Origin of the sequence: Synechococcus sp. Cruz-7E5, from assembly GCF_024345995.1 — a bacterium.
In the GTDB taxonomy this organism is placed as follows: Bacteria; Cyanobacteriota; Cyanobacteriia; order PCC-6307; family Cyanobiaceae; genus Regnicoccus_A.
Window position 1 is genome coordinate 180895 of record NZ_JAGQCE010000002.1, and the last position, 12606, is coordinate 193500.

Annotated in this window: 13 protein-coding genes; 7 read left to right on the forward strand and 6 right to left on the reverse strand. The window is 67.6% G+C overall.

Annotation, left to right across the window (positions count from 1 at the left end):
- Nucleotides 1–8: 8 nt before the first annotated feature.
- Nucleotides 9–656: a TMEM165/GDT1 family protein gene (locus KBY77_RS03660; protein ID WP_255102231.1), complete on the forward strand. Its 648-nt coding sequence runs from the start codon at nt 9–11 to the stop codon at nt 654–656.
- 24 nt (nt 657–680) lie between these two features.
- Here the strand turns inward: KBY77_RS03660 and KBY77_RS03665 are convergent, their stop codons facing one another.
- Entirely contained in the window at nt 681–1043 is a 363-nt protein-coding gene (locus KBY77_RS03665) for a DUF6464 family protein (RefSeq protein WP_255102453.1), read from the reverse strand.
- Nucleotides 1040–1825 carry a TerC family protein gene (locus KBY77_RS03670; protein WP_255102232.1) on the reverse strand — a complete coding sequence of 262 codons (786 nt, stop codon included), beginning with the start codon at nt 1823–1825 and terminating at the stop codon, nt 1040–1042. The genes KBY77_RS03665 and KBY77_RS03670 overlap by 4 nt, the downstream gene beginning before the upstream one ends.
- Nucleotides 1826–1886: 61 nt before the next feature.
- Here KBY77_RS03670 and KBY77_RS03675 point away from each other — a divergent pair, with 61 nt between their 5' ends.
- Nucleotides 1887–2714, forward strand: a complete 828-nt coding sequence (locus KBY77_RS03675) for a hypothetical protein (protein WP_255102233.1) — start codon at nt 1887–1889, stop codon at nt 2712–2714.
- Here the strand turns inward: KBY77_RS03675 and KBY77_RS03680 are convergent.
- Nucleotides 2623–3525: a hypothetical protein gene (locus KBY77_RS03680; protein WP_255102234.1), complete on the reverse strand. Its 903-nt coding sequence runs from the start codon at nt 3523–3525 to the stop codon at nt 2623–2625. The two genes, KBY77_RS03675 and KBY77_RS03680, sit on opposite strands and share 92 nt — an antisense overlap.
- A 139-nt stretch (nt 3526–3664) precedes the next feature.
- Between KBY77_RS03680 and mfd the strand changes: the two genes are divergently transcribed.
- The 5 genes from mfd to KBY77_RS03705 all read left to right on the forward strand — a co-directional run bounded on the left by mfd (nt 3665) and on the right by KBY77_RS03705 (nt 9087).
- Nucleotides 3665–7228: a transcription-repair coupling factor gene (mfd, locus tag KBY77_RS03685; protein ID WP_255102235.1), complete on the forward strand. Its 3564-nt coding sequence runs from the start codon at nt 3665–3667 to the stop codon at nt 7226–7228.
- A gap of 117 nt (nt 7229–7345) precedes the next feature.
- Complete coding sequence (locus KBY77_RS03690; RefSeq protein ID WP_255102236.1) at nt 7346–7633, forward strand: SemiSWEET family sugar transporter; 288 nt, start codon at nt 7346–7348, stop codon at nt 7631–7633.
- A gap of 123 nt (nt 7634–7756) precedes the next feature.
- On the forward strand, nt 7757–7945 hold the full coding sequence (locus tag KBY77_RS03695; protein WP_255102237.1) for a hypothetical protein: 189 nt from the start codon (nt 7757–7759) through the stop codon (nt 7943–7945).
- A gap of 126 nt (nt 7946–8071) precedes the next feature.
- On the forward strand, nt 8072–8638 hold the full coding sequence (locus tag KBY77_RS03700; protein WP_255102238.1) for a hypothetical protein: 567 nt from the start codon (nt 8072–8074) through the stop codon (nt 8636–8638).
- Nucleotides 8635–9087: a hypothetical protein gene (locus tag KBY77_RS03705; protein ID WP_255102239.1), complete on the forward strand. Its 453-nt coding sequence runs from the start codon at nt 8635–8637 to the stop codon at nt 9085–9087. The genes KBY77_RS03700 and KBY77_RS03705 overlap by 4 nt, the downstream gene beginning before the upstream one ends.
- Here the strand turns inward: KBY77_RS03705 and KBY77_RS03710 are convergent.
- The 3 genes from KBY77_RS03710 to KBY77_RS03720 all read right to left on the reverse strand — a co-directional run bounded on the left by KBY77_RS03710 (nt 9078) and on the right by KBY77_RS03720 (nt 12453).
- Complete coding sequence (locus tag KBY77_RS03710) at nt 9078–10412, reverse strand: S41 family peptidase (RefSeq protein ID WP_255102240.1); 1335 nt, start codon at nt 10410–10412, stop codon at nt 9078–9080. The genes KBY77_RS03705 and KBY77_RS03710 overlap by 10 nt on opposite strands.
- Nucleotides 10413–10513: 101 nt before the next feature.
- Nucleotides 10514–11758, reverse strand: a complete 1245-nt coding sequence (gene ispG / locus KBY77_RS03715) for a (E)-4-hydroxy-3-methylbut-2-enyl-diphosphate synthase (RefSeq protein WP_255102454.1) — start codon at nt 11756–11758, stop codon at nt 10514–10516.
- 38 nt (nt 11759–11796) lie between these two features.
- Nucleotides 11797–12453, reverse strand: a complete 657-nt coding sequence (locus KBY77_RS03720; protein WP_399212247.1) for a uracil-DNA glycosylase family protein — start codon at nt 12451–12453, stop codon at nt 11797–11799.
- Nucleotides 12454–12606 lie beyond the last annotated feature (153 nt).

Below are 12606 nucleotides of genomic sequence, written 5' to 3' on the forward strand. Positions count from 1 at the left end.
AACACTCCATGGCCAGCGATCCCGCCATCGCCGCGTTCGGCTCCAGCTTCACGGCGATCACCCTGGCGGAGCTGGGGGACAAGACCTTTTTCGTGGCCTTTCTGCTGGCCGCCCGCCACCGGGCCCGCTGGGTATTCATCGGGGCATTCGCCGCCCTGGCGGCCGTCACGCTGATTTCACTGGCCCTGGGTCTGGGGCTGCGCAGTTTGCTGCCGCCTGAGCTGGTGCCCTGGCTGGCGGCCCTGCTCTTCGGTGGGTTCGGTCTGAAGCTGCTGATCGATGCCCAGGCCATGGGTGCCCAGGCCGCCGAGCAGGAAGCCCAGGAGGCCGAGGATCTGGTCAATGCCGCCGAAGCCAGCCAGGACCAGAGCCGGGCGGGGGGCTGGCTGGTAGTGCGTGAAGCTTTCCTGCTGGTGTTCATGGCCGAACTGGGCGATCGCACCCAGTTCGCCACCGTCTTTCTGGCCACGGCGCCGGGATTCACCTTCAACGCCCTGCTGGCGGGAACCCTGGCGGGTCATGCCCTGGTCACGGGTCTGGCGGTTGGGGCGGGCAAATGGATCGGCCAGCTCCTCTCCGAGCGTCTGCTTTACCGGCTCAGCGGTGGCCTGTTCCTGGCGTTTGCCGCGGTGGCCCTGCGCCAGGCCCTGGGCTGAGGGCGTACCGGTGGCTGAGCCGCTTCAGTTCTGCCGCCCGCTGTAATGGGCGCAACGCTCGCAGGGGCCCTCTGGGAGCACGGCACAGCGCAACAGCGGTGAACGGGCGTTGAAGCGGCAGCTGGGGTCGCCGATCACCCAGCCTCCGTTCCACCAGCGAGCCTCCCTGGGCTGGCGCTCCGCTTTCACCTGCAGGGCCACCGTGGCCAGTTCATAGCGTCCGTTGCGCAGCTGGTAGCGGTGGTGCCGCTGCAGCACCAGGAAACTGCGGCTTCCATGCAGAAACCAACGGCCGGGCTGGGGAATCTCACCCAGCTCATCAAGCTCGAGCTGAGCAAGCAGCAGGCCACTGCCGGCCTGGCGAAGTTCGATGCGTAAGGGCTTCAGGGGTTCACCTCACCGGCCTCGCCGCTCACTCGTCTGGAGAACCCCCAGAGGAACAGACACGCCACCAGCAGCAGCAGGGTCCACTCAGGCGGCACCAACTGGGGCAGCCCGAGGCGGAGCAGCAGGCGCAGCCCCACCAGTCCGACAGCAAGGTACCCGGCCCGCTCCAGGTTGGTGTACACACTCAGCCAACGGATGAACAGCTCGGCGGTGAGGCGCAGGGCGATCACCCCGATCACCCCGCCTGTCATCACCAGCCAGAGCCGATCACTGACGGCCACCGCGGCGGACACGCTGTCGAGGGAGAAGGCGAGGTCGGTGACCGCCAGGGTGATCACCACGGACCCCAGCCCGCCAGCGCCGTGATGGCTGCCTGAGTCCTTGGCTGCCTGGGCATGAAGCGCCGTGGTGGCAGCAGCGTCGACGGCCGGCTCCGGCCCGTCACCGCCGGTTTCATCGCCGGGTTGCAGCAGGTTGCTGCCGCACAGCCAGAGCAGATAGCCGGCGGCGGCCAGCTGCAGGGGCCAGAAGTTCAGCACCCAGCGGGCCAGCAGGATCAACCCCAGGCGAAAGACCAGGGCCAGACCCAGTCCGAGGTTGAGGGCCTGACGCTGGCGTTGCGGATCATGCAGCCGCCGGGAGATGGCGGCCAGGGCGATGGCGTTGTCGGCGGAGAGCACCGCTTCGAGAGCCACCAGCAGTGGCAGCAGCAGCAGCAGCTCCCCCCACTGATCCGCCCCTTCAAGCAGGGGAGTGAGGGAGGGGATCGACTCCGCTTCCATTGGCGTGCAGCGGGTTCGGTGGCGCCACTCTAGAAAGTCACTGTCACCGGCCACCCCCGCCATGCTGCTTCGGGCACGACTCGCCCATGCCGACTCCGGCCAGCGGGTCGTGGAGGTTAGTGCCTGGGACGACGGCCGTTGCCTGGGCAGCGCCCTCGGGGAGGCGCCAACGGCCGAGGCCGCTGAAGACCGTGCGCTGCAGCGGCTGCTGCGGCGGCTGCAGGACCCTGCCCGGCTGTCACAACCGATCGGTGCTCACCAGCCGGCAGCTCAGCCCGATGAGCAACCTGCTCCACCAGCCAGTCCACCAGCCGTTCCAGCACCAGCACCAGCACAAACACCAGCACCAGCACCACCACCATCGGCATCTTCAGCGCCTGCTCCGGCCCTCGAAACCACCGCGCCTCCTGGTCGGCCGGCTGCTGCGGAAGCCGAACCGCTGGCTGATCCCGACGACTGGAGCGAGGAACTGGCCGAGCTGGAGCGGCTGCTGAGACAGCTGGGCTGGGAGCGGGAGCAGGAGTCGATCTACCTGGAGCGGGCCTTCGGTCATCCCAGCCGCAGCCGTCTGATCCGCTACGCCGATCTGCTCGCCTACCTCGGCGCCTTGCGAAGGCTGGAGCCTGGGGTGGATCCGGTCCAGGCCGCCCTGCCCCTGCGCCGCGCCGACCTCCTGCGGAGCTCCGATGTGCTGCTGGCGCGGCTGGGCTGGGGAGCGGCGGAGGGACGCGCCCTGCTGGAGCGCGACTTCAACCTGGCCAGCCGCCAGCAGCTCAGCGACGACGATCTGCTGCGCTTCAACGCACTTCTGGCCCAGCGGCTGGAAGCCCCCACCGCGCCCTGCCCGGAGCACGACATTCCTTCGCCAGCAGGGCCGGCCCCAGGCTGAGCTGGTTCTGGTTGGCATAGGCCTCCTGCTCCAGTCGGATCTCAGCGGGGCTCGCGTTGGCATAGACGGGATCCTCCAGATGGCGCTGGCTGATCGGATCCAGCACGATCGAAAGACCGAGCAGGCTGGGCCGGGCTCCCAGACCGCCACGACGGCAGCTCTGGGCCACGTGAATCGCCTCGTGGTTGAGCACTCTGGCGAACTCCACGCTCCCCTTCTCGATCACGTCGGGGCGGATGCGCAGGGTGCGGGCTGCCGGTTCCCACTCCCCAGCGGCCCGAGCTTTGCGAGGCGGTCCGATCACCACCTGTACCCCTGCCCGCTCGAGCATGGTCAGCAGGCTGGCGATGGCGTCGTGTTCGGCCTGGTAGCTGGGGGGATTGCGGCGCAGCTCCTCGATCTGGGCGATGGTCAGCGGGGGATCATCGAGGCGCCGTTTGTAGACATAACGGATGCGGCCGTTGCCGAGGGGCTCGGCTCGTGGCAGCCAGCTCTGATCGGCTGTCCTCAGCTGGGCCAGAAGCTCAGGCAGATCAACGCCGGTGAGCACCCGATCGCCGGGCCGCGGCGGCTGCGGACGGCTGGCAAGCACCACCTCCTGCAGCTGGATGGTGAGGTCCTGCAGAGCCAGGAGAGTGTCGTCGCGGCCTGGCTGGGGGGAGAGCAGTGCCAGGGCGGCCATGGCGCCCCCGGCGCTGAGGATCATGCCCATCAGCAGAGCACTGAGCCCCCCCGTGGATCTTCGGGGCCTCTGGCCACGGGAGCGGCGGGCTGGGCGAGATCGGCGCGAGGGACGGCGGGCGTTGCTCATGACGGCGCCAGGCGCACGGACGGAGGCTGGAGCTGATGGCCTCAGATTCTGGTCATAGCGCGTGGGAAGGCCGCTGGCGGCAGGCCGCGGCCGAGGCCTCCGCTTGCGAAGATCAATTCTTCTGCCCGCCTGCTCTCCGATGCCCCTCACCGCCCTGGTGCGCCAGCTCGAGCAGGTGCCCCTCACCGGGGAGGTGCTTGAGCGCAGTGGGCGGCCCGAGCGCTTGCGGCTGAGTGGGGCGGCCCGGGCTGCCCGGGCGTTGATCGCCAGTGCCCTGGCCCGTCGCGGCGGCAGGCCCCTGGTGGTGATCGTGCCCACCCTGGAGGAGGCCGGCCGCTGGGCCGCCCTGCTGGAGCTGATGGGCTGGCCCACAGCCCAGCTGTATCCCACCAGCGAAGGATCCCCCTATGAACCCTTCGATCCCACCAGCGAGATCACCTGGGGCCAGCTGCAGGTGCTCAGTGAGTTGCTCGACGCCACGGGCCGCTCCTGGTCGGGAGCGATCGTGGCCACGGAGCGCGCCCTGCAGCCCCACCTGCCGCCGCCTGCCGCCCTGGCCGCCCGCTGCCTGAGCCTGCGCAAAGGCAGCACGATCGACCTCGAGCAACTGGCCGACACCCTCACCCGCCTGGGCTACGAGCGGGTGCCGACGATCGAGCAGGAGGGAAGCTGGAGCCGTCGCGGCGACATCGTCGATGTGTATCCGGTGAGTGCCGAGCTGCCGGTGCGGCTGGAATTTTTCGGGGAAGACCTGGAGAAGTTGCGGGAGTTCGATCCCGCCACCCAGCGCTCCCTCGACTCGATCGAGGCAGTGCGGCTCACCCCCACGGGCTATGCCCCGCTGATCGCAGACGCCTTGCGCGAGTCGATGCCGGAGGCGCTCACGGAGCTGCTGGGCGCTGAGGCCCTCGAGCAGTTGCTGGAGGGGGGTACGCCCGAGGGGATGCGTCGCCTGATGGGGTTGGCCTGGGAGCAGCCCGCCTCCCTGCTCGACTACCTGCCAGGCGCCACCCTGATCGCCGTGGATGAACGCCGGCAGGGACTGGCCCACGGCCAGCAGTGGTTCGACCACGCCAGCGACCACCACGCCGAGGTGACTGCCCCGCTGCCACCGGACGCCCTGCCACCGTCGTTGCACCGGCCGGTGGCGGAAGCCCTGGCGGCGGCCGATCGCTTTGCCGGCTTCGATCTGGCTGAGCTGCACGAGAGCGACCGCCACCCCAACGCCTTCGATCTATCCAGCCGTCCGGTGCCGGCCCACCCCAATCAGTTCGGCCGCCTGGCTGCGCTGGTGAAGGGGTATCAGCTGGAGAAGGCGCGGGTGTGGCTGGTGTCGGCCCAGCCTTCGCGGGCGGTGGCGCTGCTGGAGGAGCACGACTGCATCGCCCGCTTCGTGCCCAACCCCCACGATGTCCCGGCGATCGAGCGCCTGATCGAGCAGGCCACGCCGGTGGCGCTGAAGCTCAAGGGCACCGCCGAGCTGGAGGGTCTGCAGCTGCCGGCCTGGAAGCTGGTGCTGCTCACCGACCGGGAATTCTTCGGCCAGCACAGCCTGGCTGCCTCGGGCTACGTGCGCCGGCGCCGTAAGGCGGCCAGCCGCACTGTGGACCCCAACAAGATGCGTCCCGGCGACTTCGTGGTGCACCGCAACCATGGCATCGGCCGCTTCCTGAAGCTGGAGAAGCTGGCGATCAGCGGTGAGTCGCGCGACTACCTGGTGGTGCAGTACGCCGATGGGCTGCTGCGGGTGGCGGCCGACCAGCTGGGCAGTCTGGGGCGTTTCCGCGCCAGCACCGACAGTCCGCCGGAGCTGAACCGCATGGGCGGGGTGGCCTGGACCAGGGCCAAGGAGCGCGCCCGCAAGGCGGTGCGCAAGGTGGCGATGGACCTGGTGAAGCTCTACGCGGAGCGTCAGCAGGCGGCCGGCTTCCCGTTCCCTCCCGATGGCCCCTGGCAGGGAGAGCTCGAAGATTCCTTCCCCTACGAGCCCACGCCCGATCAGGTGAAAGCGATCGCCGAAGTGAAGCGCGACATGGAGAAGCCCGAGCCGATGGACAGGCTGGTCTGCGGCGATGTGGGCTTCGGCAAGACGGAAGTGGCGATCCGGGCCGTGTTCAAGGCGGTGACCGCCGGTAAGCAATGTGCCCTGCTGGCGCCCACCACCGTGCTGGCCCAGCAGCACTGGCGCACGCTCAGCGAACGCTTCGCTCCCTATCCGCTCAAGGTGGCCCTGCTCAACCGCTTCCGCACCACCACCGAGCGCAAGACGATTCTCGATGGCCTCAGGAATGGAACGGTGGATGTGGTGGTGGGCACCCACCAGCTGCTGAGCAAGGGCACCCACTTCGAGAAGCTCGGTCTGCTGGTGGTGGATGAGGAGCAGCGCTTCGGGGTGAACCAGAAGGAGAAGATCAAGGCGCTGCGTAAAGACGTGGATGTGCTCACTCTCTCCGCCACACCGATTCCGCGCACCCTCTACATGAGCCTCTCAGGGGTGCGGGAGATGAGCCTGATCACCACCCCACCGCCCCTGCGCCGCCCGATCAAGACCCACCTGGCCGCCCGCGATGAGGAGGCGGTGCGCAGCGCCATCCGCCAGGAGCTCGACCGCGGCGGCCAGGTGTTCTATGTCGTGCCGCGGGTGGAGGGGATCGAGGAGGTGGCGGGCCAGTTGCGCGAGATGCTGCCGGGCCTGAAGCTGCTGGTGGCGCACGGCCAGATGGCGGAGGGGGAACTGGAGAGCGCGATGGTGGCCTTCAACGCCGGTGAGGCCGATGTGATGCTCTGCACCACGATCATCGAATCGGGCCTCGATATACCGCGCGTGAACACGATTCTGGTGGAGGACGCCCACCGCTTCGGTCTCGCCCAGCTGTATCAGTTGCGCGGCCGGGTGGGCCGCAGCGGTATCCAGGCCCATGCCTGGCTGTTCTATCCCGGTGATGCCTCCCTGAGTGAGGCGGCGCGGCAACGGTTGCGGGCGATTCAGGAATTCGCCCAGCTGGGCAGCGGCTACCAGCTGGCCATGCGCGACATGGAGATCCGCGGCGTGGGCAACCTGCTGGGGGTGGAGCAGAGCGGCCAGATGGAGGTGATCGGCTTCGATCTCTACATGGAGATGCTGCAGGAATCGCTGGCTGAGATCCAGGGGCAGGACATCCCCGTGGTGGAAGAGACCCAGATCGATCTGCCGATCACCGCCTTCATCCCCGCCGACTGGATTCCCGAAAGCGACGAAAAGATGGCCGCTTACCGCGCCGCCGCCGACTGCCGCGCCCGCGAGGAGCTGGTGCAGCTGGCCGCCGACTGGGTGGACCGCTACGGCGCCTTGCCCTCGCCGGTGGCGAGCCTGCTGCAGCTGATGGAGCTGAAGCTGCTGGCACGGCGTTGCGGCTTCTCGCGCATCCGGCTGGAGAAGCCCAACCTCGTGCTGGAAACCCCGATGGAGGAACCCGCCTTCCGCCTGCTGCGCCAGGGTCTGCCCCAGCATCTGCACGGTCGGCTGGTGTATCAGGGGGGCGGCGGAAGCACCGCCAAGGTGCTGGCCCGGGGGCTGAATGTGCTGGCTGCCGACCGCCAGCTCGACACCCTCAAGGAGTGGCTCACGGCCATGGCCGAGCAGATCCCCGGAGCCGATGGCCTCACCGACGCCCAGCGGATCGAGCAGCTCAGGGTGAAGAACGAGGCGGTGCTGGTGGTGTAACCCGGAAGGGGTGCTGCTGAAGGGTTCCTTTCCATGCGCCATCGGCTGCTGAGGGAGGGAGAAAATGCATCGGAGGAAACTGCGTCGGAGACAATTCGCTCGGTTCCCGCCCCAGCCATGACCCAGCCCCTGCCCGTGACGCTTCTGGGCTACGGAGCCGCCACCCTCACGACGTTGAGCTTCTTCCCTCAGGCGATCAAGACCGTCCGCAGCGGCGATACCCGCGGCATCTCGCTGCGCATGTACCTGCTGTTCACGCTTGGGATCACGGCTTGGGGGATCTATGGACTGATCACCGGTGATGGCCCCCTGATCGTCGCCAATGCCCTCACCCTGGTGCCGGCCTTGGTGGTGCTGGAGAGGAAGGTGCAGTCCCTGCGGCGTGGGGACGACCGGTTGTGGTGAAGAGCGGCTGAGCCTCTGGTGCTGGGCCTCGCCCCAACCTGGGCGGGTTAAGGAAGGCTTCAGATTGTCTTCTGTCTCATCTCCGCAAAAGTTCGTTACAGTGCGAAGAATTGAAACGCGAACATGGGTGAATTGGTGGGTGGATACGGCGGTGTCACGGCTGGTGTTCAGAGCGGGTATGCGCTCGCTTCAGCTCTGATCAGCGTGCTGGCCCTCGGCCTCTTCGCCCTGTTCCAGAACGACCAGGAGAACGACGACGACGATTCCAACCCTGGTGGCGGTCTGATGCAGCCGGTCAGCGGCGCGGCCTGAGTCTTGCCTGTTTAAGAGGCGCTGGGTCTCCAACAAGCCGGACACATCCGGTCAGAACCTGGCGGAACCCTGGTCATCTTTTGGCACTCTCTCGGCGTCATGGTTAATGGGTGATATGTCACTCCCGTGGCTCGTTCAACGCTCGCCCTAAGCCTTGATCGTCTGCTCCATGGCCAGTGGCCCGGATTTGTTGGTCTTGCCTGTCTTGCCGCCCCGCTGATGTGCCTGGCACCGGCACCGGCAGGAGCTCTCGATTACTGGCAGTCCATCGACGTCTTGCGACAGCGGCTTTCCGCCACCGGTGTGCGCGTGATGCAGCGAGATTGCGGGCAGCGTGGCCTCCAAGGTCTTTATCACCCGAGCAGCGACACGATCCTGGTGTGCCGCGTGCACCGGGATCCGGTCTCGGTGTGGAACACCCTGGCCCATGAAGCCACCCATCGGATGCAGGCCTGCCGCGGCGGTCTGATCACGGATCCGGGTCATCACAGAGCGATGGCGGCCACTCTGGCCAGCCGGGCGCCGCTGGAGTGGCGCTCCCTGCAGAGCTACCCAGCCCGGGAGCGCCTCAGCGAACTGGAGGCGCGCTACACCGCCCAGCTGCCTCCCGAGCAGGTGATCCAGCTGTTCGACCGCTACTGCGGTCGGCGTACCTCTGCCGGCCTCGCCCTTCGCACCCCTTCCCTGCGATGAACAACGTTCTTCTTTCACTTCTGTTGAGCGCACTCGGCCAGTTCGGCGGGGTGGGAGGTCTCGGCGGGGGTTTCGGTGGTGGCTTCGGTGGCGGTCTGCCGGCACCGGGCTATGGCTCCAGCCAGGGTTCCGGTTCACTGCCGGCCGACACACTGGCCGTGGTCCAGTGCCTCTATGAGGAGGGCCGCCTCGGTGAAGGCGACGCCCGTGCCCTGATTGAGCAGCAGGGTCGCCGCCGCGGCTGGCCGGCGAGTTGGGAACGCTCGATCGACCCTCGCCGCGTGGGGCAAGCCATCGGCGCTGCCGGCGGCTGTCGCTCCCTGATGACCCGCCTCGATCGCAGCGGCAGCCGTACCTTCCCCCGCCCTGTGCAAGTTGCCCCCTGGCCTGGAAGCTCCGGCAGGAGCCCCAGCCAGAGCGAGGGTTTCGGGCTGGCGCCCTATCGCTGAATGGGTAAGGCGGCCGGCAGATTGGCGCTGGTGGGGTTGAAGGTGGTGCGGGAGGCGCTGGTTTCACGCAACTTCTTCACCAGGGTGGATTCAGCCGCCCGGTACTGCACATCCTTGGCGGTGCCCAGATCTTCCAGCTTGAGCTTGGCGGCCTCCGCTTCGCTCAGCTTCACCGACACATCCGGGGCGATGCCGTGCTTGTGGATGTCGCGGCCGCTGGGGGTGAGGTACTTGGCGATGGTCACGGTCATGCCGGAGCCATCGGAGAGTCCCCGCACCGATTGCACCAGCCCCTTGCCGAAGGTTTTCTGGCCCACCAATGTGGCCCGCTTGTTGTCCTGAAGAGCGCCGGAGAGAATCTCGCTGGCACTGGCCGAGCCTTCGTTGACCAGCACCACGATCGGTGATCTGGTCAGGGCGCGGCCATTGGCGCGGCGCACGTCCTGGATGCCGTCACGGGTGCGGGTGGAGACAATGATGCCCTCATCCAGCAACTGGCGGGCAATTTCCACGCTGGCCATCAGGAGACCACCGGGGTTGCTGCGCAGGTCGAGGACGTAGCCCTGCACCCCCTTCTGCTCGAGATCGCGCAGGGCAGCGCGCATGTCCTTGGCGGCGTTGGCGTTGAACTGTTTCAGGCGGATGTAGCCCACCTTCACGCCGTCGGGGCCGGTATTGATCTGGTGCTCGACCGCATGCAGCTCGATGCGAGCGCGGGTGAGTGGCACGGTGACCACCTGGCTGCGGCGGCGCAGCTCCAGGGTGACCTTGGTGCCGGCCTGGCCGCGGATCAACTTGACTGCATCCTCGGTGCTCATCCCCTTGGTGCTCTTGCCGTCGATCGAGACGATCACGTCTTTCGGCTGCACGCCGGCTTCAGAGGCGGGGGAGCCGTCGATCGGTGAGACCACCACCAGCTCCTTGGTCTCCTTGTCGAGGCTCAGCTGGATGCCCACCCCGGAGAGTTCTCCCGAGGTGTCGATCTGCATCTCCTTGAACTCCCGCGGATCCATGAAGCGGGTGTAGGGATCATCAAGGGTGCCAAGCATCCCCCTGATCGCCTCATAGCTTTCCTTGGTGCTGCCGTAGCTCTTGGCCAGCAAGTCGCGTCGCAGCTTGCGCCATTGATCAGGCGTGTATTTGCCGGTGGTGTCGAGGTAGTCGCGGAAGACGATCTGCCAGGCCTGATCCATCACCTCCTTCGGACTGTCGGTGATCAGCGAGGCGGCGCTCGGGGATCCCAGCCAGTCGGTGCCGACGATCACGGCGGTGGCGCAGGCTCCCAGTCCGGCGAGAACGGCGATGCCGGTGCGACCCCTGCCCATTGGCTGATTCCCTGGAGTTTGACTGTCCCTACAAACTAGCCCGAGCTGCAGGGCTGGGCGAGGGATCGGAGACGGTCACAGGCAAGTCAGGATGTGACTGGTCAGGGATCGACCCAGCGACCGTCCTCCTTGATCAGGGCGATCAGGGCCTCCACACCTTCGGCTTCCGGTACCCGGCGGATCTCATCGCGGCCGCGGTAGAGGGAGATGGTGCCAGGGGTTTTGCCCACGTAGCCGTAGTCGGCGTCGGCCATCTCGCCGGGACCATTCACGATGCAGCCCATCACGGCGATGTCGAGGCCGGTGAGGTGGGCGGTGGCGTTGCGCACCACGTGCAGCACCTCCTCCAGGTTGAAGAGGGTGCGGCCGCAGCTGGGGCAGGCCACGTATTCGACCATCGTTTTGCGCAGGCCCAGGGCCTGCAGGATCGAGTAGCAGACCGGAATCTCCTTCTCGGGCGCCTCGGTGAGCGATACCCGGATCGTGTCACCCAGGCCTTCGGCCAGCAGGGTGGCGATGCCGGCGGTGCTCTTGATGCGGCCGTAGTCGCCGTCGCCAGCTTCGGTGACGCCCAGGTGCAGGGGGTAGTGGAAGCCGGCGGCGTCCATGCGGTCGGCCATCATCCGGTAGGCGGCCAGCATCACAGGCGCCCGCGAGGCTTTCATCGACACCACGATGTTGTGGAAGTCGAGGCGATCGCAGATCTGGATGAACTCCATGGCGCTCTCCACCATCCCCAGGGGGGTGTCGCCATAGGTGAACAGCATCCGCTCGGCCAGGGAGCCGTGGTTCACGCCGATGCGCAGGCCCTTGTCCTGCTCCTTGAGCAGGCTCACCAGCGGTTCGAGTGTGGCCTGGATGCGCGCGCCGATCGCCGCCACTTCCTCGGGCGTGAACTCGGTGCGGTTTGGATCGGGCTTGTCGAACACATACAGGCCCGGGTTGATCCGCACCTTGTCGACGTGCTGGGCCACCTCCAGGGCAATCTTCATGCCGTTGTGGTGCACATCTGCCACCAGAGGAACGGGCTGGTAGCTGTCTTCGAGGCGTTTGCGGATCTCCCCCACCGCTCTGGCGTGGCCCAGGCTCGGCACCGTGAGCCGCACGATCTCGCAGCCCGCTTCGTGCAGGCGGCGGATGCCGGCAGTGGCGCCTTCGATGTCGAGGGTGTCCTCGTTGATCATCGACTGCACCACCACCGGGTGCTCGCTGCCCACCCAGATGTCGCCCACGCGCACGCTGCGTGTCTTGCGGCGGCGGATCAGGGTGTCGTAGCGGGGGTTGCTGGCCCAGTCGGCGGGGAGACCCGGAAGGCTGGTGTCGGGGCGGGCGAGGGTGCCGGTCATCGCCAGGGGGCCGGGAAGTGGGCTCACCCTGCCACAGATCAGGGGTCGCCTGACGAATCCAGAGCGGGGTCCGGGGCGGCCCTGAGTTGCTCAAGCCGACCCCTGACCGCCTTGAGGTCCTGCCAGGTGTGCCACTTGGGGGTGTCCGGTTCCCGCGAGGGATTGCGCAGGAGATAGGAGGGGTGAAAGATCGGCAGGCACCAGCGCCCCTGCCAGGACCGCCACTGGCCCCGCAGGCGGGTGATGCCGCCTTTGATTCCCAGCACCCCTTCCACCGCGGTGGCGCCAGCCAGCAGAACCACCTGCGGTTGCACCAGCTCCACCTGCTTCAGCAGCCAGGGCAGGCACGCGGCCATCTCCTGGGGGGTGGGTTTGCGGTTATCAGGTGGACGGCACTTCACCACATTGCAGATGTAGGCGTCGCGGTTGCTGTCGATGCCGACGCTGGCGAGCATCCGATCGAGCAGCTGCCCGGCCCGGCCCACGAAGGGGGAGCCACTGGCGTCTTCCTGGGCGCCGGGCCCCTCGCCGATCACCATCAGGGCGGCACGGGGGTACCCCCGACTCACCACCACCTGTTGGCGGCCTTCCGCCAGGGGGCAGCGGCGGCATTCGGAGCAGTCTTGGGCCAGTTGCTGCAGCGCCGCTTCCTGCAGGGCTGCATCCTGCCGTGCCGTGCCGGAATCACCCTCCACGCTGTTTCTCCCCTGTGGCTGAGCGCCCACGCTGGCCGCAGCGGGGGGCACCTGTCCAGGTGCCTGGCGCGACGGTGCCCGCTTGAACCTTTCCCTGGAAGGGCGTCAGGCAGGATGCAAGATCTCCCAGGCGCTTCTTTCGGAGCGCCACGG

What these genes read in the sequence shown, in the direction of transcription:
- KBY77_RS03660 (WP_255102231.1), top strand. Translation starts at nt 9, where the DNA reads ATGGCCAGCGATCCCGCCATCGCCGCGTTCGGCTCCAGCTTCACGGCG.
- KBY77_RS03670 (WP_255102232.1), bottom strand. Translation starts at nt 1,825, where the DNA reads ATGGAAGCGGAGTCGATCCCCTCCCTCACTCCCCTGCTTGAAGGGGCG.
- KBY77_RS03675 (WP_255102233.1), top strand. Translation starts at nt 1,887, where the DNA reads ATGCTGCTTCGGGCACGACTCGCCCATGCCGACTCCGGCCAGCGGGTC.
- KBY77_RS03680 (WP_255102234.1), bottom strand. Translation starts at nt 3,525, where the DNA reads ATGAGCAACGCCCGCCGTCCCTCGCGCCGATCTCGCCCAGCCCGCCGC.
- mfd (WP_255102235.1), top strand. Translation starts at nt 3,665, where the DNA reads ATGCCCCTCACCGCCCTGGTGCGCCAGCTCGAGCAGGTGCCCCTCACC.
- KBY77_RS03690 (WP_255102236.1), top strand. Translation starts at nt 7,346, where the DNA reads ATGACCCAGCCCCTGCCCGTGACGCTTCTGGGCTACGGAGCCGCCACC.
- KBY77_RS03695 (WP_255102237.1), top strand. Translation starts at nt 7,757, where the DNA reads ATGGGTGAATTGGTGGGTGGATACGGCGGTGTCACGGCTGGTGTTCAG.
- KBY77_RS03705 (WP_255102239.1), top strand. Translation starts at nt 8,635, where the DNA reads ATGAACAACGTTCTTCTTTCACTTCTGTTGAGCGCACTCGGCCAGTTC.
- KBY77_RS03710 (WP_255102240.1), bottom strand. Translation starts at nt 10,412, where the DNA reads ATGGGCAGGGGTCGCACCGGCATCGCCGTTCTCGCCGGACTGGGAGCC.
- ispG (WP_255102454.1), bottom strand. Translation starts at nt 11,758, where the DNA reads ATGACCGGCACCCTCGCCCGCCCCGACACCAGCCTTCCGGGTCTCCCC.